General features: G+C 67.7%; 18 protein-coding genes. 8 read left to right on the forward strand and 10 right to left on the reverse strand.

Annotated features, from left to right (window positions below):
* Positions 1-42: 42 nt before the first annotated feature.
* The 5 genes from argB to ltrA form a co-directional block, all read right to left on the reverse strand.
* A complete protein-coding gene (gene argB / locus ACIGKL_RS24285) occupies positions 43-948 on the reverse strand; it encodes an acetylglutamate kinase (protein ID WP_397488907.1) in 906 nt (301 codons plus the stop codon).
* Positions 949-971: 23 nt separating this feature from the next.
* Positions 972-2,366 (reverse strand): phosphomannomutase/phosphoglucomutase, encoded by a 1,395-nt coding sequence (algC, locus tag ACIGKL_RS24290; RefSeq protein WP_397488932.1) that lies wholly within the window; start codon positions 2,364-2,366, stop codon positions 972-974.
* Positions 2,367-3,594: 1,228 nt separating this feature from the next.
* Positions 3,595-4,050, reverse strand: a complete 456-nt coding sequence (dut, locus tag ACIGKL_RS24295; protein ID WP_397488908.1) for a dUTP diphosphatase — start codon at positions 4,048-4,050, stop codon at positions 3,595-3,597.
* A 2-nt stretch (positions 4,051-4,052) separates the two neighbouring features.
* The gene (gene coaBC / locus ACIGKL_RS24300; protein ID WP_397488909.1) at positions 4,053-5,261 is read right to left on the reverse strand and encodes a bifunctional phosphopantothenoylcysteine decarboxylase/phosphopantothenate--cysteine ligase CoaBC; all 1,209 of its coding nucleotides are present in this window, start codon (positions 5,259-5,261) and stop codon (positions 4,053-4,055) included.
* Between the two features lie 207 nt (positions 5,262-5,468).
* Positions 5,469-7,202, reverse strand: coding sequence for a group II intron reverse transcriptase/maturase (gene ltrA / locus ACIGKL_RS24305; RefSeq protein ID WP_280090383.1), 1,734 nt, complete (start codon positions 7,200-7,202; stop codon positions 5,469-5,471).
* Positions 7,203-8,340: 1,138 nt separating this feature from the next.
* On the opposite strand from ltrA, the gene radC reads away from it, so the two are divergent.
* A complete protein-coding gene (gene radC / locus ACIGKL_RS24310; RefSeq protein ID WP_397488910.1) occupies positions 8,341-9,015 on the forward strand; it encodes a DNA repair protein RadC in 675 nt (224 codons plus the stop codon).
* Between the two features lie 92 nt (positions 9,016-9,107).
* Here radC and ACIGKL_RS24315 read toward each other — a convergent pair whose 3' ends face one another.
* Entirely contained in the window at positions 9,108-10,685 is a 1,578-nt protein-coding gene (locus ACIGKL_RS24315; protein WP_397488911.1) for an ABC transporter substrate-binding protein, read from the reverse strand.
* A gap of 353 nt (positions 10,686-11,038) precedes the next feature.
* On the opposite strand from ACIGKL_RS24315, the gene rpmB reads away from it, so the two are divergent.
* Positions 11,039-11,275 carry a 50S ribosomal protein L28 gene (gene rpmB, locus ACIGKL_RS24320; protein WP_397488912.1) on the forward strand — a complete coding sequence of 79 codons (237 nt, stop codon included), beginning with the start codon at positions 11,039-11,041 and terminating at the stop codon, positions 11,273-11,275.
* Positions 11,276-11,285: 10 nt separating this feature from the next.
* Entirely contained in the window at positions 11,286-11,441 is a 156-nt protein-coding gene (rpmG, locus tag ACIGKL_RS24325) for a 50S ribosomal protein L33 (RefSeq protein WP_003464575.1), read from the forward strand.
* A gap of 178 nt (positions 11,442-11,619) precedes the next feature.
* Here rpmG and ACIGKL_RS24330 read toward each other — a convergent pair whose 3' ends face one another.
* Entirely contained in the window at positions 11,620-14,499 is a 2,880-nt protein-coding gene (locus ACIGKL_RS24330) for an EAL domain-containing protein (protein WP_397488913.1), read from the reverse strand.
* Between the two features lie 235 nt (positions 14,500-14,734).
* On the opposite strand from ACIGKL_RS24330, the gene arsS reads away from it, so the two are divergent.
* Genes arsS through ACIGKL_RS24345 form a run of 3 tightly spaced genes read left to right on the forward strand, consistent with a single transcriptional unit; the run spans position 14,735 to position 18,599 of the window.
* Positions 14,735-15,712, forward strand: a complete 978-nt coding sequence (gene arsS, locus ACIGKL_RS24335; protein ID WP_397488914.1) for an arsenosugar biosynthesis radical SAM (seleno)protein ArsS — start codon at positions 14,735-14,737, stop codon at positions 15,710-15,712.
* Positions 15,713-15,747: 35 nt separating this feature from the next.
* Complete coding sequence (locus ACIGKL_RS24340; protein ID WP_397488915.1) at positions 15,748-17,889, forward strand: FAD-dependent oxidoreductase; 2,142 nt, start codon at positions 15,748-15,750, stop codon at positions 17,887-17,889.
* The gene (locus ACIGKL_RS24345; RefSeq protein WP_397488916.1) at positions 17,889-18,599 is read left to right on the forward strand and encodes a DUF3047 domain-containing protein; all 711 of its coding nucleotides are present in this window, start codon (positions 17,889-17,891) and stop codon (positions 18,597-18,599) included. Before ACIGKL_RS24340 ends, ACIGKL_RS24345 begins: the two co-directional genes overlap by 1 nt.
* An 11-nt stretch (positions 18,600-18,610) precedes the next feature.
* Here ACIGKL_RS24345 and ACIGKL_RS24350 read toward each other — a convergent pair whose 3' ends face one another.
* Genes ACIGKL_RS24350 through ACIGKL_RS24360 form a run of 3 tightly spaced genes read right to left on the reverse strand, consistent with a single transcriptional unit; the run spans position 18,611 to position 20,602 of the window.
* A complete protein-coding gene (locus tag ACIGKL_RS24350; protein ID WP_397488917.1) occupies positions 18,611-18,775 on the reverse strand; it encodes a rubredoxin in 165 nt (54 codons plus the stop codon).
* Entirely contained in the window at positions 18,772-19,491 is a 720-nt protein-coding gene (locus ACIGKL_RS24355; protein WP_397488918.1) for an NAD(P)H-dependent oxidoreductase, read from the reverse strand. Before ACIGKL_RS24355 ends, ACIGKL_RS24350 begins: the two co-directional genes overlap by 4 nt.
* Positions 19,492-19,540: 49 nt before the next feature.
* A complete protein-coding gene (locus ACIGKL_RS24360) occupies positions 19,541-20,602 on the reverse strand; it encodes a fatty acid desaturase (protein ID WP_397488919.1) in 1,062 nt (353 codons plus the stop codon).
* A 104-nt stretch (positions 20,603-20,706) separates the two neighbouring features.
* On the opposite strand from ACIGKL_RS24360, the gene ACIGKL_RS24365 reads away from it, so the two are divergent.
* The gene (locus ACIGKL_RS24365; protein WP_397488920.1) at positions 20,707-21,720 is read left to right on the forward strand and encodes an AraC family transcriptional regulator; all 1,014 of its coding nucleotides are present in this window, start codon (positions 20,707-20,709) and stop codon (positions 21,718-21,720) included.
* The gene (locus ACIGKL_RS24370) at positions 21,717-22,793 is read left to right on the forward strand and encodes an FAD-dependent oxidoreductase (protein WP_397488921.1); all 1,077 of its coding nucleotides are present in this window, start codon (positions 21,717-21,719) and stop codon (positions 22,791-22,793) included. The genes ACIGKL_RS24365 and ACIGKL_RS24370 overlap by 4 nt, the downstream gene beginning before the upstream one ends.
* Positions 22,794-22,830: the final 37 nt, after the last annotated feature.

Genomic DNA, 22,830 nt, shown 5'->3' on the forward strand with positions numbered 1-22,830 from the left:
GGTGGGGGGAGGGGCATCGGAAGGCCGCGTGGCGGCCGCTGTTTAGGGACGCTTGCGGTTGGTGATCAGGGTGCCGACGCCGCTGTCGGTGAAGATCTCCAGCAGCACCGCGTTGGGCACCCGGCCGTCGACGATGTGCGCGCTGTGCACGCCGCCCTGCACCGCTTCCAGGGCGCAGCGGATCTTCGGCAGCATGCCGCCGTAGATGGTGCCGTCGGCGATCAGGCCGTCGACCTGCTCGGTGGTCAGGCCGGTGAGCACTTCGCCCTGCTTGTCCATCAGGCCGGCGATATTGGTCAGCAGCATCAGCTTCTCGGCCTTGAGCGCTTCGGCGACCTTGCCGGCCACCAGGTCGGCGTTGATGTTGTAGGACTCGCCGTCCGGGCCGACGCCGATCGGGGCGATCACCGGAATGAAGTCGCCGTGCACCAGCATGTTGAGCAGCTCGGTGTTGACCCCGGTGACCTCGCCAACGTGGCCGATGTCGATGATTTCCGGCTGGGTCATCTCCGGCGTCTGGCGGCTGACCTTGAGCTTCTTGGCGCGGATCAGCCCGGCGTCCTTGCCGGTCAGGCCGATGGCGCTACCGCCGTGCTGGTTGATCAGGTTGACGATGCTCTTGTTGACCTGGCCGCCGAGCACCATCTCCACTACGTCCATGGTGGCGGTGTCGGTAACGCGCATGCCGTCGATAAAGTGGCTCTCGATGCTGAGTCGCTTGAGCAGATCGCCGATCTGCGGGCCGCCGCCGTGCACCACCACCGGGTTGATGCCGACGGCCTTCATCAGCACGATATCGCGGGCGAAGCCCTGCTTGAGCTCCTCGCTTTCCATGGCGTTGCCGCCGTACTTGATCACCAGGGTCTTGCCGACGAAGCGGCGGATATAGGGCAGGGCTTCGGACAGTACCTTGGCAACCTGGGCGGCGGCGTCACGCTCGAGGGTCATGGGGGGCTCCTGGAACAAATCGATCAAAAGGGCAGTTGCAGGTCGGGGGCGACCTTGTGCAGTTGGCCGCGGAACACATCCTGGATACGCTCCAACTCTTCCTGGGTGTCGGCCTCGAAGCGCAGCACCAGCACCGGCGTGGTGTTGGAGGCGCGGATCAGGCCCCAGCCCTTGGGATAGTCGACGCGCACGCCGTCGATGCTGGTGAGGTTGGCTTCGCCCCACTGGCCTTCGCGCTGCAGGCGCTCGATCATGCCGAACTTGCTCTGCTCGGTGACCTGGATGTTGATCTCCGGGGTGGCGATGTCGCTGGGGAAGGCGCTGAACACGTGTTCGGCGTCGCGCTTGTCGAGGCTGAGGATTTCCAGCAGGCGCGCGGCGCTGTAGATGCCGTCGTCGAAGCCGTACCAGCGCTCCTTGAAGAAGATGTGCCCGCTCATCTCGCCGGCCAGCAGCGCGCCGGTTTCCTTCATTTTCTTCTTGATCAGCGAGTGGCCGGTCTTCCACATCACCGGGCGACCGCCGTAGCCGCTGATCAGCGGGGTCAGGCGGCGGGTGCATTTGACGTCGAAGATGATGTCGGCGCCGGGGTTGCGCGACACCACGTCCTTGGCGAACAGCATCAGCAGGCGGTCCGGGTAGACGATGGTACCGGTGTTGGTCACCACGCCGACGCGGTCGCCGTCGCCGTCGAAGGCCAGGCCGAGGTCGGCGTTTTCCGCTTTGACCCGGGCGATCAGGTCGACCAGGTTCTCCGGCTTGCCCGGGTCCGGGTGGTGGTTGGGGAAGGTGCCGTCGACTTCGCAGAACAGCGGGATGACGCTGCAGCCGAGGGCCTCGATCAGTTGCGGGGCGATCACCCCGGCGGCGCCGTTGCCGCAGTCGACCACCACGCGCAGCGGCTTGGCCAGGGCGATGTCGTCGCGGATGGTCTTGAAGTAGCGCTCCAGCACGTCGACCTGCTGCACGCTGCCGACGCCGCTGGCCAGGTCGTTGTTGTCGATGCGCGCCTTGAGCGCCTGGATCTGCTCGCCCGCCAGGGTGTCGCCGGCGATGACGATCTTGAAGCCGTTGTAGTCCGGCGGGTTGTGGCTGCCGGTCAGCATCACCGCGGAGCGGCCTTCGAGCACGTTGGCGGCGAAGTACACCACCGGGGTCGGCACCATGCCGACGTCGGTGACCTGGCAGCCGCAGTCGAGCAGGCCCTGCACCAGTTGCTGCAGCAGTTCGGGGCCGGACAGGCGGCCGTCGCGGCCGACGATGACGTTGGGCTCGCCCTGCGCCAGGCTCTGCGAACCGACGGCGCGGCCGATCCAGTAGGCGGTTTCGGCGGTCAGGCTGTCGCCCACCACGCCGCGGATATCGTAGGCGCGGAAGATGTCGGCGGGGAGGGTCGGGGCGCTTTGGCTAATGGTCATTGCGGATGTCTGCTCCAGTCCCAGGAGATCCTGGTCTTCGTCGAGAATGTCGATATCGAGGATATCGGTGTCCTGGAACAGCGGATTGACCAGCTCCGCCGGCTTGCTCGCGGGCTGGGCGGCGGGGGCCGCGGCTGTTCCGTTGCCTGTGGCGCTGCCGGCACTGTCGTTGCTGCGGCGCGGCAGGCGCGCCAGGCTCTGGGCCAGGCTGTCCAGGGCCGGCAGGCTCAGGCTGAAGGCTTTGACGGCTTTGCCCGCGGAGAGTTCTTTGAGCATCTGCCCGAGCTGCTGCACGTCGCCGAGCAGGCGGCGCTGTTGCGTGCCCTGCAGCAGCATCAGGCCGATCAGCGCGCCGCCCAGGGCGAGCAGGGCGGCGAGGCCGAGCAGGGCCGGCGGCAGGCCGCTGGCCAGGGCCGGGCCGGGGGCGAAGCTGAGCGTCCAGTTGGGGTTGCCGGTGGCAAAGTTCTGCGCCGCGCCGCCGTCGCTCTGGCCACGCTGCAGCAACACCTGGGGCGCGGCGTTGCCGAATTTCTGCACCAGTTGCAGCTGGCCGAGCTCGGCCGGCAGCGGCGGCAGGCTGGCGAGCAGGCGCTGGAGGTCGACGGCCAGCAGCAGGGTGCCCTGCGCCGGCTGGTTGTCGTTCAGGCGCAGCGCCACGGCGCTGTAGGCCAGCCAGCGCTCGCCGAGCCGATAGGCTTCCACCGCCGGCTGCTGGCCGCTTTCGGCGCGGCGCAGCAGGTCCAGCCCGGCGAAGTTCATCGGCGCGGCGCGGTTGCCGTCCTGCACCGCTTCGGCGCGGCGGTTGAGGTGGACGTCGACCACGCCGTCCCAGTAGCCCAGGCGCCGTTCGGCGTCGCGCTTCTGCTGGCTGTCGCCGCTCTGCAGCGCCTGCAGCAGCTCGGGGTTGCGCGCGGCGGCGAGGCTGTCGGCCTGCAGCTGCTTGAGCGCTTGCTGCACGGCGGCGGCCTGGCTGCTGCCGATGGCCTGGGTCAGCTCGGCCTGGCGGGCCTGGCTGTCGCTGCTCTGGGCAAACCACAACAGGGCGCCGCCGGCGCCGATGCCGAGAGCGGCGGCGAGCAGGCCGGGCAGCAACGGGCCGAGCGCTTTGCCGGCCGGCTGTTTCGCCGCCGCGGCGCTGTTCGGGGGGCTGTCGGCTTCCTTGGCGGTGCGCTTGAAGAGTTTCACGCGGGGGGCTCCTCGGCGGGACGTCCTGTGGGGGGAATTAAGCTCAGTGGCTGCCGGAGTGGCCGAAGCCGCCGGCGCCGCGCTGGCTCTCGTCGAACTCCTCGACCAGCTCGAAATGCGCCTGCACCACCGGCACCAGCACCAGCTGGGCGATGCGCTCGCCGACGGCGATGCGGAAGGCGCTCTGGCCGCGATTCCAGCACGACACCATCAGCTCGCCCTGGTAGTCCGAGTCGATCAGGCCGACCAGGTTGCCGAGGACGATGCCGTGTTTGTGGCCCAGGCCCGAGCGCGGCAGGATCAGCGCGGCCAGGTTCGGATCGCCGATATAGATCGACAGGCCGGTGGGGATCAGCAGGGTCTGGCCCGGCTCGAGAACGACGTCCTCCTCGAGCATGGCGCGCAGGTCGAGGCCGGCCGAACCGGGCGTGGCGTACTGCGGCAGGGGAAAGTCCTGGCCGAGGCGGGGGTCGAGGATCTTGGCTTGCAAAGCGTGCATGGTCAGTTCTTGTTCAGGCGGTCTTTGATAAGGGTGATCAACTGGCGGGCGATCTTGCCCTTGCTGGTCTGGGCGAAGCTGCTCTGCTGCAGCTCGCGGTCGATCACGGTGATGGCGTTTTCCTCGCTGTTGAAGCCGATGCTGGGGTTGGCCACATCGTTGGCGACGATCAGGTCGAGGTTCTTGTCGCGCAGCTTGCGCGAGGCGTATTCGAGCAGGTTCTCGGTCTCGGCGGCGAAGCCGACGCTGAACGGGCGATCGGCGCGGCCGGCGATGGTGGCGAGGATATCCGGGTTGCGCACCATTTGCAGGAGCATGCCCTCACCGCTGGCCGGGTCTTTCTTCAATTTGTGCTGGGCGACCACTTCCGGGCGGTAGTCGGCCACCGCGGCGGCGGCGATCAGCACGTCGCAGGGCATCGCCGCCTCGCAGGCGGCGAGCATGTCGCGGGCGCTGACCACGTCGATGCGGCTGACCCGATCCGGCGTCGGCAGGTGCACCGGGCCGCTGACCAGGGTCACCCGCGCACCGGCCTCGGCGGCGGCCTCGGCCAGGGCGAAGCCCATCTTGCCGGAGCTGTGGTTGGTGATGTAGCGCACCGGGTCGATGTTTTCCTGGGTGGGACCTGCGGTGATCAGCACGTGCAGGCCGTCCAGCGCCTGGCGCTGGAAGCAGTCGGCGGCCAGTTGCGCCAGCTGCTCGGCTTCCAGCATACGGCCGAGGCCGACGTCGCCGCAGGCCTGGGCGCCGGCGGCCGGGCCGAACAGGCGCATGCCGCGGCTTTGCAAGAGTTCGAGGTTGGCCTGGGTGGCGGCGTCGCGCCACATCGCCTGGTTCATCGCCGGGGCCAGGGCAATCGGCGCATCGGTGGCCAGCACCAGGGTGGTCAGCAGGTCGTTGGCGATGCCCTGGGCCAGGCGCGCGATCAGGTCGGCGGTGGCCGGGGCGATGAGGATCAGGTCGGCCCAGCGCGCCAGCTCGATATGGCCCATGGAGGCCTCGGCGGCCGGGTCGAGCAGGTCGAGGTGCACCGGGTGGCCGGAGAGGGCCTGCAGGGTCAGCGGGGTGATGAATTCGCGCCCGCCCTGGGTCATCACCACGCGCACTTCGGCGCCTTGATCCTTGAGTCGGCGCACCAGTTCGGCGCTCTTGTAGGCGGCGATGCCGCCACCGACGCCGACGATGATGCGTTTGCGATACAGCCGCTGCATAGGCCTGCCTTTTATATACAGGTGGATGTGCGCCACGGTGCCAACGCCTCCCCAGGCCGGCCCCGCGTAAAGTCGGGTAGGGATAGGCCATTGCTGGCCCATCCCCCCCTAAGAACCGTACGTGCGGCTTTCACCGCATACGGCTCAAGCCTACGTGAAACCAAGTAGCTTGGCCGGCAACGTACGGAGGTGCGTCGGATTCTACAGCTATAAACCGCTAAACCGTAGAGGTGTATCTTTTTGCTGGCTGTGAAGCCGCGCGTGGCAGTTTGGATGAAGCAATACGCGGTTTTGCAGATTGTCCGAACCGCCGTCCACACGTCTTATGACGTGATGGTCATGCCATCCGGTTTCCTTGCTCACCGCTTGCCCGCACGAGGCGCAAACACCCCGCTGTCTGCGGAAGAGGCTGAGGATTTGTCCTCGATAACGCAGCTTGTGCTGCATTCGCTGGACTCTCAGCGCCTCCCACTTCAGTTCGTGTTCCACGTCGTAGGGGTTGTAGTCCCCCGGAAGACGTTTGTGGCGCACGATTGCGGTTTTCGCCATCTGGTACAACTGGCGATATTGCTCTTCTCCTTTGCCATTTTTGTAGGGGTACGCAAACACCCATTTCTGCCCGCTTATGGATCGGAAGTATTTATTCCTGATCCAGTCAGCTGACTTCCTCGGATGCCTACGCTTCACCCACCTCCAGATTCGCCAAAAGATCAGGTGATCCAGCTTGCTGAAGGTTTCCTTTGCTACGACCGGGGAGTGATATTGCGCCCACCCCTTCAGTACCGGGTTCAGTTGGCCGATCAACGCTTCCTGCGTCATAGCCCCGCTGCTTTTGATGATCTCGCGTACCTTCCGATAAAACGCAGAGGCGTTCTTCTTCGAGGGCTTGATCAGCAGCTTGGCTTTCCGGTGTGGTGACTTCGGCACGTACTTCCTGAAATTCCACCCCAAGAAATCGAATCCCTGGTGAATGTGCGTGATGTGCGTTTTCTCCCGGGACAGCTCAACCCCTCGTACCGACAGGAATTGCTCTACCCAGGGTTTAACCTCTTCTTCCAACAGCTCTTTCGAGGCTGCCAGGATCACGAAGTCATCCGCATACCGTACACATTGCACCTTGGTCTTCTCGGCCTTCTTGATTCCCAGCTTCTTCGCCAGATGGCGTTTCAACTGAGTTTCCAGACCGTTCAGGGTGGCGTTGGCCAGGCAGGGGGAAATGATCCCGCCCTGCGGTGTCCCGGCTTCCGTAGCCATGAGTTGTCGCCGGTCGATGACCCCGGCTCTCAACCATTTGCGCAGCACCTTCGTGTCCATCGGGACATTTCGGCACAGCCACTCGTGATTGATGTTGTCGAAGAAGCCTTTGATGTCCCCCTCCAGAATCCAGGTCGGCGCCACGGTGGGCGACAACAGGTGGAAGAGTTCAACCATGGCGTCAGCGGTCGAGCGGTCAGGCCGGAAGCCATAACTTTTCGGATCGCTGGTGCTTTCTATTACAGGCTCCAACGCTTGCAGATACAGCGCTTGCATGGCCCGATCCAACATCGTCGGGATACCCAGTGGGCGCTTTTCCTGCTTGCCGGGCTTCGGTATCCAGACCCGCCGTAGCGGTTTGGGCCGATAGCCTCGTTGTTTCGACAGACGTTTCACGGCATGGAACTTGGCTAGGGGCGTACCCCAGGTTTCTCCATCGACGCCCGGAGTCTTGCGACCCCGGTTCTCCGTGACTCGCCTTACAGCCAAGCAGCGACCGTAAAACGAGCGAGTCAGCATCCGTTGCAGGCGTTTAACCCTGCGCCAGTTACCTTCCCGTGTTGCCTGCGCAATCTTCAGCTGCGTTCTCCGAACGGATTGTTGAACTTTGGCCCAATCGAGATCGTGCCAGTTCGCCCCTCCGCCTGAGGACGCAGACGCTTCCGGTGTTGCTGGTTGCGTTTTCATACAGTCCTCCCGAGATGAACGACACTCAGGACGGACTACTCCCCTATGGGCAGTAGTTCGCCCATAGGGTCGTTTTTGGTTATCGCTGGAATCAGCGGCTGTTTTTGCGCTCGTAGACCAGATGCACGTCAGCCAGAGTTATCCCCTGCCGGTAATGTTCCAACCGGTATGCCACCCGTTACAGGCGACCGTTCGCTTCTTGCATCCTCCCATTCCCCACACCCATCAGCGCCCCTTGCGGTTTGCCTGCCTGCCCGATGTTGCTGGGCAGGCGAGTGGTCGGGATTGCCACGTTCCCCGAATCGCATCAATTACCCGTTTAGGCTTCGTCTTTCCCCCGGTAGTCGTATTGGTACCGCAGCGCATCATCCCACTGCGCTGTCCGACTACATGCCGATTTTGGCTAAGGCCAATAATTGCCGTAGGCCTATCCGTAGTTACGAGGGTTCTGCCGACGATTCACATGGGTTAGCCATGCGGGTTGGGTCATTAGCCTCGGCGCGTCCGTGCAATTCGGACACATAGTGTTCTCCGTCACCGGATAACACCCTCTTGCGAGCGAGACATTGTCGATCGTGCTTCACACCCCAGGGTTGGCCCCTGACGCATGTCGATCTAATGAACTGGCAGGTACATGCCAGGCTCGGTACTCCCTTTACTAGCGGAGCTGAGCAATGCGATTAGGAGCTTGACGCTCCGTGCTTGGACAAGACACCTCCAACGTCTCACGACGGCGGTATAGGCTGAGACAGCCAAATAGCCTTTGAAGATGAATGCCGCCTCAGAGGGCGACTTCACCCTCTGGGTATTTGAAATGTCTTGTAACAATCCTGAGGCCAGAATTGCACTTTGACAGCTTTTGACGACCCAATCACAGCCCCTAAAGGCTGTGTTGGTGACGTATTTCTTCCTCGACAACGAGGATTCTATACATCCCCGCGCGGGTCGTTTTGAGCGAGTCAAAACCAGGTTCTTGTGCTTTATTTCGACTTCAACCCCCTGATAGCAAAGGGTTTGGCGTCGAGGAGAAAGCTCTCCGACCAAGCACGACACGATCATACGTGTCGCACAAGATGGGCTACGATAGCACAGCGCCCGCAGCGGAGCAGCGGGCGCCTGGCTCGACAGGGAGGTGTATATGAGCATTCGCGATTGGCCCGCGGCGGAGCGCCCGCGGGAAAAACTTCTGGCCCAGGGCGCCGCCTCGCTGACCGATGCGGAGCTGCTGGCGATCTTCCTGCGCACCGGGGTGGCCGGCTGCAGCGCGGTGGACCTGGCGCGCCAGCTGCTCGCCGAGTTCGGCAGCCTGCGTGCCCTGCTGCAGGCCGATCTGGCCGATTTCAGCCAGCACCTGGGCCTCGGACCGGCCAAGTACGCGCAGTTGCAGGCGGTGCTGGAAATGGCCCGGCGGCATCTGGCCGAACAGCTGCGCCGCGATTCCGTCCTGGAAAGCCCGCAGGCGGTGCGCGACTACCTCAAGGCGCTGCTGCGCCACGAGCCGCACGAGGTGTTCGGCTGCCTGTTCCTCGACGCCAAGCACCGCGTGCTGGCCTTCGAGGCGCTGTTTCACGGCAGCATCGACAGCGCCAGCGTCTACCCGCGGCAGGTGGTCAAGCGCGCCCTGGCGCACAACGCCGCCGCGCTGATCCTGACCCACAACCATCCCTCCGGCGTCGCCGAGCCGAGCCAGGCCGACCGGGTGCTGACCCAGCGCCTCAAGGACGCTTTGGCGCTGGTGGACGTGCGGGTGCTCGACCATTTTATCGTCGGCGACGGCGAGCCCCTGTCGATGGCCGAGCGGGGCTGGATGTAGGGTGGGCGCCGCACGGACGGTAGGAGCGGATTTATCCGCGATGGGTGTCGGCACCGAGTCGCCAGGATCGCGAACGAATCCGCTCCTACAGGTTAGGGTGTCAGGCTGACGTTGGCGAAATCCTGCCGGCCAAAGGGGCTGACTTTATAGCCCTCGACCTTGGCGCTGAGCAGGGCGAAGGCGGTGGGATGGGCCAGCGGCAGCCACAGCGCCTGCTCCTGGATGATCGCCTGCGCCTGTTGGTACAGGCGGCTGCGTTCGGCCTGGTCGCTGCTGGCCTTGCCGCCTGCGATCAGCTGGTCCAGGGCCTCGTCGCAGTAGCGAGCGAAGTTCAGCCCGGATTCGACTGAGGCGCAGGCGAATTGCGGGGTGAGGAAGTTGTCCGGGTCGCCGTTGTCGCCGGCCCAGCCCATAAACAGCAGGTCGTGCTCGCCGGCCTTGGCGCGGCGAATCAGCTCGCCCCATTCGATCACGCGGATCTCGGCAGCGATGCCGACCTTGGCCAGGTCGGCCTGCAGCAGCTGGGCGCCGAGGCTGGGGTTGGGGTTGAGCAGGCTGCCGCTCGGCCGGGTCCAGATGGTGGTCTTGAAGCCCTTGGCCAGGCCGGCCTCGGCCAGCAGGGCGCGGGCCCGTTCCGGGTCATGGGGGTAACCGGGCAGCTCGCCGGCATAGCTCCAGGTATTCGGCGGGTAGGGCCCGCTGGCCGGCTCGGCGCTGCCCTCGAACACCGCCTTGACGTAGCTGGCCTTGTCGAACGCGAGGTTGATCGCCTGGCGCACCTGCGGCTTGTCCAGCGGCGGGTGCTGGCTGTTGATGCCGACGAAGGCGGTCATAAAGGCCGCCGTCTGCGCGCTCTTGAGCGCCGCGTCGGCGGCAATCGCCTGCACGTCCTGCGGCTTGGGCGACAGGGCGATCTGGCATTCGCCGCGGCGCAGCTTCTGCAGGCGCACGTTGCTGTCCGGGGTGATGGCGAACAGCAGGCGGTCGACGGCCGGCTTGCCGGCGAAGTACTCGGGGTTGGCGCGATAGCGCACCACGGCATCCTTCTGGAAGCGCTCGAAGACGAAGGGGCCGCTGCCCACCGGCGCGCTGTTGAGTTTTTCCGGGGTGCCGGCTGCGAGCAGCTGGGTGGCGTACTCGGCCGGGTAGATCGAGGCGAAGCCCATGCTCAGGGTGGCGAGGAAGGTGGCGTCGCGGCGGTTCAGGCGGATGCGCAGGCTATGCGCATCCGGTGCCTCGACCTTGGCGATCAGGCTCGGCCACTGCATCGACTGGGCGTGCGGGTAGCCGCTGGCGGCGCTCTGGTGCCAGGGATGGGCGGGGTCGAGCATGCGCTGGAAGCTAAATAGCACGTCCTCTGCGTTGAGGTTGCGAGTGGGCGTAAAGTCGGCGGTCTGGTGGAAGCGCACGTCGTCGCGCAACTGGAAGTCGTAGACCAGGCCGTCGTCCGAGACCGACCAGCTGCGCGCCAGGCTCGGCAGCAATTGGCCCTGTTCGGCGTCGAACTCCACCAGGCGATTCATCAGCACGTCGGCCGAGGCGTTGGTGGTGGTCAGCGAGTTGTACTGCACCACGTCGAAACCTTCCGGGCTGGCCTCGGTGCACACGCTGAGGGTGGCGGCCTGGGCCAGTAGCGGGGCGCAGAGCAGGGCGGCGAGAGCCAGGCGCATGGCGAACTCCTTCTTCACGGAACGCCGGGTTGGCCGGCAAAGACCTAACCCTAGTCGATTTGCCGAGGGCTGAATACCGCTTCGGGCGACGAATGGTCGAGCCTGGGCGAACCCCGGCAGGCTCCGGGGCGGCTGGGTGGCGGGGTGCGCTCGGCTGTTTTTATCCTGCGCTTTCCCTTGTTGCGTCGGGGGCTTTCTGGTATAAAGCAGCGCTCTTTTCTAGGGGCCCGGTTCTTGTGCTTTGCAGTGCGCCCGGTAAGACCCTCGAGAAACGCGGCGCCGAGCGCCAATGACATTGAGTTTAAGCGGCCAACCCATGCCGGGTTGGGCATGTGGTTTTAGAGGGCTGAGGCATGTCGAGAGTCTGTCAAGTTACCGGTAAGGGTCCGGTAACCGGGAACAACATTTCCCACGCAAACAACAAAACCCGTCGTCGTTTCCTGCCGAACCTGCAGCACCATCGCTTCTGGGTCGAGTCCGAGAATCGCTTCGTGCGTCTGCGCGTCTCTGCCAAGGGCATGCGTTGCATCGACAAGCGTGGCATCGACGTAGTGCTGGCCGAGCTGCGCGCTCGCGGCGAAAAGGTTTAAGGAGAGAGTCATGCGTGAATTGATCCGTTTGGTGTCCAGCGCCGGTACCGGCCACTTCTACACCACCGACAAGAACAAGCGCACCACCCCCGACAAGATCGAAATCAAGAAATTCGATCCGGTCGTGCGTAAGCACGTGATGTACAAGGAAGCCAAGATCAAGTAATTGATCGGCGACCTGTCGAAGAAGCCCGCCGTATGGCGGGCTTTTTTGTGGCCTGCCATCCATGGCGGCCACCCTGCGGGCCGTCGCGTGGCGACGTCAAAAATTGCTCCCGGCAATTCTTTGTGTCTGCGATTTTTCCGCCGGTTCGCCCCAGCTGCTGTTTGCGCCAGTTTCCGTATCAGGCGTCCTGAGTGCCGCGCAGGCGGACATCGTCGGCCAGTTGGCGCAGCGGTCGCGGGCGGTCGACGAAGTAGCCCTGGGCGTAGTCGATGCCGAGCCGGCGCAGGCAGTCGAGGCTGGCCTGGGTCTCGACGAACTCGGCGACGGTGAGCAGGCCGAGTTGGGCGGCGATCTGCCGCATCGAGCCGACCATGGCCTGGTTGATCGGGTCGGATTCGATGCCGCGGATAAAGCCGCCGTCGATCTTGAGGATGTCCAGCGGCAGGTGGCGCAGGTAGGCGTAGGAGGCGAAGCCGCTGCCGAAGTCGTCCAGCGCCACCTTCAGGCCCTGGCCGCGCAGCTGTTCGATCCACTGCGCGGAGACGCCCAGCTCGCCGAGGGCGACCATTTCGGTGACCTCGATGCACAGCTTGCCGGGCGGCAGGCGGTGGCGTGTCAGCTGGTCCTGCAGCAGGCGGTGGAAGTCGCGGTCGAGCAGCGAGCTGGCGCTGAGGTTGACGTTGACCTGGGCCAGCTGCGCCAGATGCCGCGGGTTGGCGGCGAGCCAGGCGCACAGGTGCTGGATCACCCAGCGGTCGATGGCGCCGAGAAAGCCGTAGCGCGCCGCGGCGTCGAGGAACTGCGCCGGGCTGATCCAGTCGCCGCTGTGCGGGTCGCGGTAGCGCAGCAGCACCTCGTAATGCAGGCCGGCGGCGGCGTTCTGCAGCGCCTGCACCGGCTGGAAGAACAGTTCGAAGTGACCGCGCTCGGTGGCCTCGCGCAGCCGAGTGATCCACTGCAGTTGGCGCTGGTGTTCGAGCAGCGCGCCGTCGGCCGGGTTGAACTGCTGCACGCGGTTGCGCCCCTGGTGCTTGGCCAGCTGGCTGGCACTGTTGGCCCAGTTCAGCGCGGTTTCCCAGTCGCGTACGCCGGAGCCGAGGGCGAGCAGGCCGATGCTGGCGTGCAGGCGCAAGGGGCGGCCCTGCCAGTTGAAGACGAACTGCTCGACCGCCCGGCGCAGCGCCTCGGCCTGGCTCAGCGCGGCGGCGTCGTCGACCTCGCGCAGCAGCACGGCGAACTCGTCGCCGCCGATGCGCGCCAGTTCGGCGTGGCGCGGCAACTGGTGGCCGAGCTGGGCGGCCAGTTGGCGCAGCAACTGGTCGCCGGCGGAGTGGCCGCAGAGGTCGTTGACCTGCTTGAAGCGATCCAGGCCCAGGTGCAGCAGGTGGCTGAAGCGGCGCCTGGCGGTGCCGTTCAGGGTCTCGGCGAGCAGCCGTTCCAGCTCGCGGCGGTTGCGCAGGCCGGTCAGCGTGTCGTGCGCGGCCAGGCGCTGCAGGCGTTCCTCGAGGGCGCGACGCTCGCTGAGGTCGACCACTATGCCCTCGATGCCGTCCTGGTTCGGCCGCCGGTGCAGCGACAGGTAGACCCAGCGTTCGCGCTGCTGCAGGTCGTGCAGCGGGCATTCGCAGCTGACGGCGCCGGCCTGGGCGTCGAGTTGCTCCAGCAGCTCGCGCCAGCGCTGCTCGCCGAGCAGGCGTTGCAGGGTCAGGCCCTGCAGGCTGGCGCCATCCGCCGCGTCGCCGAGCAGGCGCGCCAGGCTCGGGTTGGCCTCCAGCAGGCTGCCGTCGCGGCGGCAACGGAAGATGCCCTCGCCGCTGTGGCGGAACAGCGCCTGATACTGCTCGAGGTTGTCGATGGCCTGCGCCTGGCTGCTCAGCAGCACGCGGCGCACGCGCTCCAGCTGCTTGTCGAGCAGGGCGCCGAACAGCAGCATGCTCAGCGCCGGCAGGTAGGCGTAGAGGTAGTAGAAACCGGCCGGCAGCGGGATCAGCCCGGCGCGGCTCAGCGGCACCAGCAGCATCAGCAGCAGCGCCATGCTCCAGCACAGCAGGTAGCCGGGCGCGTAGGGGCGACGCAGGCGCACGCCGAGGCTCATCAGCAGCAGCTGGTAGAGGCCGCTGAGCAGGATCAGCAGGTTCAGCGTCTGGTAGGTGCGCGGGTGGTCGAGCAGCAGGCCGCCCAGGCTGACCAGCAGGGTGGCGGCGAACAGCGCGTCGCGCAGCCAGCGCAGGCGGCCCAGTTCCAGGCGCAGGGCGCTGGCGATGAACAGCGAGCTGAAGAGCAGCATGCCGGCGGTGGACAGGTTGACCAGCCACGGCTGCAGGCCCGGCCAGTGCCCGCCGAGCAGACCGACCAGGCCGTGCAGGCTGGCGTTGTACAGCGCCACGCACAGCGCGGTGAGGCTGAAGTAGGCCAGCTGTGGCTCGCGCAGGGTGCTGTACTTGATCAGGTAGAACAGCGCCAGGGCGAGCAGCGCGCCCACCAGCAGGCCGCTCTGCAGCCAGCTGTGGGCGATCAGTTGCTGGCCCTGGGCGGCGCCGACCAGCTGCAGCGGCAGGTTGATCGCCGAGTCGCTCTGCACCCGCAGCAGCAGGCTGTGCGGGCCTTCACCGAGGCGTGGCAGGCTGAGGAGAAACTGCGGATGGGGCTCGCCGCGTTCCGCGAAGGGACGCTGGGCGCCGCTGTACAGCGGGCCGAGCGGCTGCGTGCCGGCGAACAGCCAGACCTTCAGGTCGTCGAGGAAGGTCTGCCCGATGATCAGCTGCAGGCGCTCGGCGGCCGGCGCCTGCAGCTGCACGGCGAGCCACCAGGCGCTGCGCGAATAGCCGATGCGCGCGCTGCCCTGCACCGGCTGGCCTTCGTTGGCGATGCGCTGCAGCACCTCGGCGGCGCTCAGCTGGCCGCTCGGGTCTTCCAGCAGCAGGCTGCGTTCGACGCTCACCGGCCGGGCCAGGTCGGCGGCGCTCAACTGCAGCAGCGGCAGCTCGCCGGCGGCCCGGGCCGCGAGGGTGCAGCTCAGGCATAGCAGAAATATCAGTGAGCGAAGCGGGTGAACCATCCTGGGCGCCTCAAGAGCAACTGCGAGGGCGCCTGAATCCGGCGGATGCCGTCCAGTCACTGGAGCGGTCGGGCGCCGGGGGATTCTAGCCGAGTGCTGGCGCGATGATTGCGCGGCGGGTCTCACCGGTTCAGGCTGGGCGACGAATGACCGCCGGCGTTGGGCAAATGCCGCCCATGCTGTAACGAAATGCACCTGCGCCGCTCCAATGAGGCGTCGTCGTCGAGGATTGTCCATGCACGCCATGCTGCCCCTGCTCGACCAGCTGGCCTTTCCGCCCATCCGTCGCGGTGCGCTGGAGGCGCTGCAGATCAACCTGACCTACCGCTGCAACCAGCGTTGTCTGCATTGCCATGTCAACGCCGGGCCGACCCGCAGCGAGGCCATGAGCGACGAGTGCCTGGCCGTGCTGCATCGGGTGATCGACGCCCATCCGGTGCACACCCTGGATCTCACCGGCGGCGCCCCGGAGCTGCACCCGCGCTTTCGCGAGATAGTGCGGCACGCGCGGCGCGAGGGCCTGCGGGTGATCGACCGCTGCAACCTGACCATCCTCGGCGAGCCGGGCCAGGAAGACCTGGCCGAGTTCCTCGCCGCACAGGGCGTCGAGGTGACCGCATCCTTGCCCTGCTACTCGCGCGAGAACGTCGACCGCCAGCGCGGCGACGGGGTGTTCGCCGCCAGCATCGCCGGCCTCAGGCGGCTCAACGCCCTCGGCTACGGCCAGCCCGGCAGCGGCCTGCTGCTCAACCTGGTGTACAACCCGCAGGGCCCCAGCCTGCCGCCGCCGCAGGCGGCGCTGGAGGCCGACTACAAGCGCCACCTGGCCGAGGACTTCGGCATCCGCTTCGACCACCTGCTGTGCATCACCAACCAGCCCATCGCCCGTTTCGGCAGCACCTTGGTCAGCAAGGGCCAGTTCGCCGCCTATATGCAGCTGCTGCGCGACAGCTACCGGCCGGAAAACCTCGATGGCCTGATGTGTCGCAGCCTGGTCAGCGTCGACTGGCAGGGCTACCTGTACGACTGCGATTTCAACCAGATGCTCGGTTTGCCGCTGCAGCTGCAGGGCCGGCTGATCGGCCGTGAGCGCGCCCATCTGCGCGACCTGCTGAACGCTCAGCTGGACGGCAACCCCATAGTCAGCCGCGACCACTGTTTCGCCTGCACCGCCGGGCAGGGCTCCAGTTGCGGCGGTGCGCTGCATGACTAGGCCGTGCGCGCGGCGCACCCCAGCAGAGGTGATCGATGCATAGCCGTAAGCTGGCCCTGATGGGCCTGATCCTGGCGCTGATCGGCGCGTTCTTCGTCTTCGACCTCGGCCAGTACCTCAGCCTCGACGCGCTCAAGGCGCAGCAGGCCGCCCTGAATGCCCAGGTCGCCGCGCAGCCCTGGCAGGCCGCCGGGCTGTTCTTCCTCGCCTATGTGCTGGTAACGGCGCTGTCGCTGCCCGGCGCGGCGCTGATGACCCTGCTGGCCGGCGCGCTGTTCGGCCTGCTGCAGGGCTTTATCCTGGTGTCCTTCGCCTCGACCCTGGGCGCCAGCCTGGCCATGCTCAGCAGTCGTTTCCTGCTGCGCGACTGGGTGCAGCAGCGCTTCGGCCGGCGTCTGGCCGGGATCGACGCCGGGGTCGAACGCGAAGGGGCCTTCTACCTGTTCGCCCTGCGCCTGGTGCCGGTGTTCCCGTTCTTTCTGATCAACCTGGCCATGGGCCTGACCCGCCTGCCGCTGCGCACCTACTGGTGGGTCAGCCAGCTGGGCATGCTGCCCGGCACCCTGGTCTACGTGAACGCCGGGCGCGAGCTGGGCCAGCTGCAGTCGCTGGCCGGCATCCTCTCGCCGGGGCTGCTCGGCGCCTTCGCCCTGCTCGGTGTCTTCCCGCTGATCGCCCGGCGCCTGCTCGATGCGCTCAAGGCGCGCCGGGTGTACGCCGGCTGGCACAAACCCAAGCGCTTCGAGCGCAACCTGCTGGTGATCGGCGCCGGCGCCGGCGGCCTGGTCAGCGCCTATATCGCCGCGGCGGTCAAGGCCAGGGTCGGCCTGATCGAGAAACAGCAGATGGGCGGCGACTGCCTGCACAGCGGCTGCGTGCCGTCCAAGGCGCTGCTGCGTTCGGCCAAGCTGGCGCACGAGCTGAGCCAGGCCGAGGCGCTGGGGATTGCCGGGGTGCAGGGTCGAGTGGATTTCGCCGCGGTGATGCAGCGCATCCAGCGGGTGATCGCCGCCATCGAGCCGCACGATTCGGTCGAGCGCTACAGCGGCCTGGGCGTCGAGGTGATCCAGGGCCAGGCGCGGCTGGTGTCGCCCTGGGCGGTGGAGGTGAACGGCGAACGGCTGACCGCACGCAGCATCGTCATCGCCGCCGGGGCGCGGCCGCGGGTGCCGGAGATTCCCGGCCTGGAGCAGGTGCGTAGCTATACCAGCGAGAGCATCTGGGGCCTGCGCCAGCAGCCGCGCTGGCTGCTGGTGCTGGGCGGCGGGCCGGTGGGCTGTGAGCTGGCCCAGGCCTTCCAGCGCCTGGGCAGTCAGGTGATCCTGCTGCAGCGCAATGCGCGCCTGCTGCCGCGCGAGGACGAGGACGCCAGCGCGCTGGTACTGGCCAGCCTGCGCGACGACGGTGTCGACGTGCGCCTGCGCCAGGTCGTCGAGCGCTTCGAACTGGTCGACGGCGAGCAGCGCGTGCTGGTGCGCGACTTAGGCAGCGGCGAGCAACGCAGCATCGCCTTCGACGCCGCGCTGCTGGCGCTCGGTCGCCAGCCCCATGTCGCCGGCTATGGCGCCGAGGAACTGGGCCTGGCGCTACGCCCCGACGGCGGCCTGGAAACCGACCAGTACCTGGCCACGCGCTTTCCCAACATCTACGCGGTGGGCGACGTCACCGGGCCCCACCAATACACCCATGCGGCCGCGCACCAGGCCTGGTACGCCGCGGTCAACGCGCTGTTCGGCGGCCTCAAGCGCTTCAAGGTGGACTACCGCACCATCCCCCACTGCACCTTCACCGACCCCGAGGTGGCGCGGGTCGGCCTGAGCGAGCGCGAGGCGCAGGAGCAGGGCATCGCCTTCGAGCTGACCCGCTTTGGCCTCGACGACCTGGACCGGGCCATAGTCGACGGCGTCGCCCGCGGCTATGTGAAGGTGCTGACCGAGCCCGGGCGCGACCGCATTCTCGGCGTGAGCATCGTCGGCGCCCAGGCCGGCGAGCTGCTCGCCGAGTACGTGCTGGCGATGAAGCACGGTCTCGGCCTGAACAAGATCCTCGGCACCACCCACAGCTACCCGACCCTGAGCGAGGCCAACAAATACGCGGCCGGGCAATGGAAGCGCGCCCATGCGCCGCAGGGGCTGCTGCGCTGGGTCGAGCGTTTTCACGGCTGGAGGCGCGGCTGATGCGGGCGCTGTGGCTCGCGCTGCTGCTGGTGGCGGCGCCGACACTGGCGGAGAACCGCCTGACGCCCTGGACGGCCGGCCCGCCAGGCGGCCCGTGGTCGCCGCCCTGGCGTCTGGCCGATATCCCCAAGATCGCGCCGGCGCAGCGCAGCTTGGTCGAGCAGGACGGCCGGCTGGTGCTGCGCATCCAGGCCGCTGCCGCCGCCGGCGGCCTGTTGCACCCGCTGGATCTGCCCGGCGAGCGGCCCTGGCAGCTGAGCTGGCAGTGGCGCAGCGAGCGGAGGCTGGAGCAGGCGCGCTTCGCCAGCCGCGAGGGCGACGACTACGTGGCGCGGGTCTATGTGCTGCTGGATTACCCGCTGGACTCGCTGGCCTTCGTCACCCGGCAGAAGCTGCGCCTGGCACGCACCTTCTTCGACCCCGACTTGCCCGCGGCGACCCTGAGCTACGTCTGGGACAACCGCCAAGCGCCGGGCCGCCATGCCCGCAGCGCCTACAGCGAGACGGTGGAGATGCGCGTGCTGCGCGGCCCGGAGGCGCCGCTGGGGCAGTGGCTGGCGGAGTCGCGCGACCTGCGCGGCGACGCCATCGCCGCCTTCGGCAGCGCGCCGCGGCGTATCCTCGGCGTGGTGTTCGCCGCCGACAGCGACAACACCGGCGAGCGCGTCGACAGCTATTTCGCCGAACCCCGGCTGGTCGCCGCGCCCTGATCGGTGGCGCGCTACAGCTCGCGCATCTCGAAATCGCCCTTGCTCACCCCGCAATCGGGGCACAGCCAGTCGTCCGGCACCTCGGCCCAGGGCGTGCCGGCGGCGATGCCTTCCTCCGGCCAGCCGGCGGCCTCGTCGTAGATCAGCCCGCAGACGATGCAGATCCAGGTCTTCATGCGCAGACCTCGCGATGCAGAGGGTTGAGCCGGCGGTCGAAGTCGTCCAGCGCGGGCATCGGCAGCGGCTGCAGGCGATCCAGATCGAGCAGATGACGGCGGTAGGCCGCGAGCAGTTCGCCGCGCGCCGCCGCGTCGAGGTAGGGCACGTGGTAGGCGGCGAACGGCGGCAGCACCTGGAAACCGACATAGCCCAAGGTGCCGCGCAGCAGCGGGCGCAGCAGGGTCTGCAACTCGCCATGGATTGCCTGTTCGTCGGCGAACATATGCGCCTGGCCGCCGAGGCTGAAGCTCAGCAGCGCGCGCTTGCCTACCAGGCCGCCGCGGTCGTAGAAGCGCAGGCCGCCGTAGCAGGCGCCGGAGACCAGCACGCGGTCGATCCAGCCCTTGAGCATGGCCGGCAGCGAGCACCAGTACAGTGGGAAGTTGAGGATCAGCAGGTCGGCCCACAGCAGCTTGTCCAGCTCGGCGGCGATATCCGCGGCCAGCGTGCCCTGTTCATGGGCATGGCGCTGCTCCAGGGCATAGACCAGGTAATCGGCGTCGCGCCGGGCCTGGAAGTCGGCGGCCGAGGCCACCGGGTTCCAGGCCATGGCATGGAGGTCGGAGACCTGCACCCGGTGGCCGGCCTGGCGCAGGGTGGCGACGGCCAGATACTTCATCGCCGTGCAGAAGGACGCCGGCTCGGGGTGGGCATGGACGATCAGTACGTTCATCGGGCATTCGCAGCAAGGGGCCGCGGTATCGCCGCGGCCAAGGTGAAGGTCAGGCGGTCTGGGTACGCTCGCCGGCGGCTTGCGGGGCGCGGCGGGTCCAGCGGTTGGCGCGGGCGAAGGTGCCGAAGTCGTTGAAGCGCACGCCCATCTCGCGCATCACCTGGTGGGCGAAGGGCACGGTCAGCTGGCGGATGTAGAAGGGCTCCTTGACCACGAAATGGTGGATCGCATGGCTGCTGCCGAAGTTGCAGCAGAATGCCTGCAGCGGCCACAGCCACCAGGGGTTGAGCACCTGGGTCTGCTGGATCACGTTGCCCGGTTCGACGTCGCCGTAGTAGTGCATGTTGGAGCTGACGAAGTGCAGGCAGAAGGTGCGCAGCACGTTGGGCCCGACCAGCACCACCACGGCGATGTTCACCACCTGCATCAGGCCCAGGGTGGTGGCCGACCAGACGATCGGGGCGCCCAGGGTAGCGCCGGCCCAGTCGACCAGGTGGAAGCCGAGGAACAGGTACCAGGTCGCCCAGTTGAGCAGGCCCAGCGGCGCGTAGACCTTGAGCGTGCGGGTCAGGATCAGCCGGCGATGCTCGGGGTTCTTCGCCCGCAGCCAGCGAATGAAGGAACTCATCATGTTGTCGCCGACCATCAGCAGGCGCGCCAGGCCCCAGGGCTCGCCGTTGGTGATGGCGCGCTCCTCCATGTCGGCCTCGCTGCCGGAGACCTTGTGGTGGTTCAGGTGCAGGTGGCGGCGCACCCAGGGGTTGATGGTGCTCGGCCGCGCCAGCCAGACCAGCGCCAGCATCAGGTTGTGCGGCACGGGGCGCTTGCGGAAGTACATCGAGTGGATCAGGTCGTGCTCCAGCTCGTGGGTCAGCGAGGCGAAGAAGGCGTTGAGCAGCAGGCAGGCCCACCAGGCCAGGTGCCCGCCGAGATAGAGCGCGGCCGAGCCGAGCATGCCGGCCAGGGCGAAGGCGAGGATGGCGGCGCCGAGGGCGTCCTGGTGCTGCAGGATCGGGTAGCGCTGGCGCAGGGCGTTGCCGTGGGCCATCACCCGTTCGCGGATCAGCGCGGCGCGTTGCTGGTCATTAAGGCTTGCGGGGGAGGGGGACATGCCGACATCCTCTTGTGCTTGGACAGTGACGCTACTGTGCCGCCGCGCCCGCCAACGCGCCCGACCGAGCACGCCAACCTGCCTACCGGACACGCCAACCTGCCATGACCGCCGAACCCACCACCCTGGCCAGCTGGACCCGCGCCCTGCGCAAGCAGCTCGACGCTCTCGGCCTGGACAGCGCCGCGCTGTGCCGCGCCGCCGGCCTCGACCCGGCGCTGCTCGACGACCCCAACGCGCGTTGCCCGCTGTCGGTCACCACGCGCCTGTGGCAACTGGCGGTGGCGGCCAGCGGCGACCCGGCGCTGGGCCTGAAGACCTCGCAGTTCGTCAGCCCCACCACCTTCCACGCCCTCGGCTACGCGCTGATCGCCAGCAGCAGCCTGCGCGAGATGTTCGAGCGCATCGTGCGCTATCACCGGGTGGTCAGCGACGCCCTGGAGCTGGAGCTGCGCCAACTGGACGACGCCTACGAGTTCCGTTTTCGCGTACCGGAAGGCAGCCCGCCGCCGGCCCCGGAGGCGCTGGACGCCTTCGCCGCGATCTACGTGCGCAGCTGCCGCAACCGCCTGGACCGCGACTTCGCCCCGCTGCTGGTGCGGCTGCAGCGCCCGGCGCCGGCCGACCCCGCGCCCTGGCAGGCGGTGTTTCGCGCGCCGCTGCAGTTCGATGCCGCCGAGAGCCTGCTGCGCTTTCCCCGCGCCGCCTTCGAGCAGCGCCTGGACGATGGCAACCCGGAGTTGGCCGAGCACAATGAGGCGGTGCTCAAGCGCAGCCTCGAACAACTTCGCGCCGCCAGTTGCAGCGAGCGGGTGCGCAGCTGCCTGGAGGCGCAGCTGCCGGACGGCGAGCCCTCGGCCGAACGCATCGCCCAGGCCCTGCATCTGAGCCTGCGCAGCCTGCAGCGCCACCTGGCCGAGGAGGGCACCAGCTACGAGGCGCTGCTCGGCGACACCCGCCACGCCCTGGCCCTGCGCCATATGCGCGATCCACGCTGCTCCATCGGCGAGGTCGCCTACCTGCTCGGCTTCAGCGACAGCAGCAGCTTCGGCCGCGCCTTCAAGCGCTGGACCGGGCAGACGCCGAGCCAGTACCGCGACGGCTTGAAGCAGCCATGAGCCACTACGACCTGCTGCTGGCCGGCGCCGGCCATGCCCACCTCGGCGTGCTGCGCCGCTGGGCCCTGGTCGAGCGTCCGCCGGGACGCATCGCCCTGCTCAGCCCCGGCCCCGAGGCCTGGTATTCGGGCATGCTGCCGGGTCTGTTGGCCGGGCGCTGCGCCGCCGCCGACTGCCGCCTGGAGCTGCAGCCGCTGTGCCGCGCGGCCAAGGTGGAGCTGATCGAAGGCGAGATCGCCGCGCTGGACGCCGCCAGCCGCCGGGTCGAACTTGCCGATGGCCGGCACCTTGCGGCCGAGTGGCTGGCGCTCAACGTCGGCGCCGCGGTGGCCGCCCCGCCGCAGCAGGGCGAGGCCATGCAACTGCTGGCGGTGAAACCCTTCGCCGGTTTTCTCGCCGGCTGGCGGCAGTGGCAGATTGAACCGCAGCCCTTGGCCATACTCGGCGGCGGCGCGGCCGGTGTCGAACTGGCCCTGGCGCTGGCCGGGCAAGTGCCGGCGCTGGCGCTGTTCTGCTCCGGCGCGCTGCTCGCCGGGCATGCCCCGGGCCTGCGTCTGCGTGCCCTCGGCCACCTGCGCCGGCGCGGCGTGCAGGTGCGCGAGCACTGCCCGATCGAGCGCATCGAGGACGACTGGCTGCTCAGCGGCGCCGAGCCGGTGTGGCGCGGCCGGCGCCTGCTGCTGGCCAGCGGCGCGCGGCCCTGGCCCTGGCTGGCGGCCAGCGGCCTGGCCCGCGACGACGCGGGCTTCGTCGCTATCCGCCCCAGCCTGCAGAGCCAGTCCCATGCCCAGCTGTTCGCCGTCGGCGACTGCGCCAGCCTGGCCGGCGCGCGGCGCAGCGGCGTCTACGCGGTGCGCCAGGGCCCGGTGCTGGCGGCCAACCTGCAGGCGGCGCTGCAGGGCCGGCCGCTGCGCCAGTACCGGCCGCAGCGCCACAGCCTGGCGCTGCTGGCCACCGGCGACGGCGGCGCGCTGCTCGGCTGGCGCCAGTGGAGCGCCGGCGGGCAGTGCTTCGGGCGCTGCAAGGACTGGCTGGATCGGCGCTTTATCCAGCGTCATCGCCTGGTGGGGTGAATCCGTAGGCCGGACATGCCACAGGCTTGTCCGGCGT

The organism is Pseudomonas sp. NPDC077186 (genome assembly GCF_044543505.1).
Taxonomy (GTDB): domain Bacteria; phylum Pseudomonadota; class Gammaproteobacteria; order Pseudomonadales; family Pseudomonadaceae; genus Aquipseudomonas.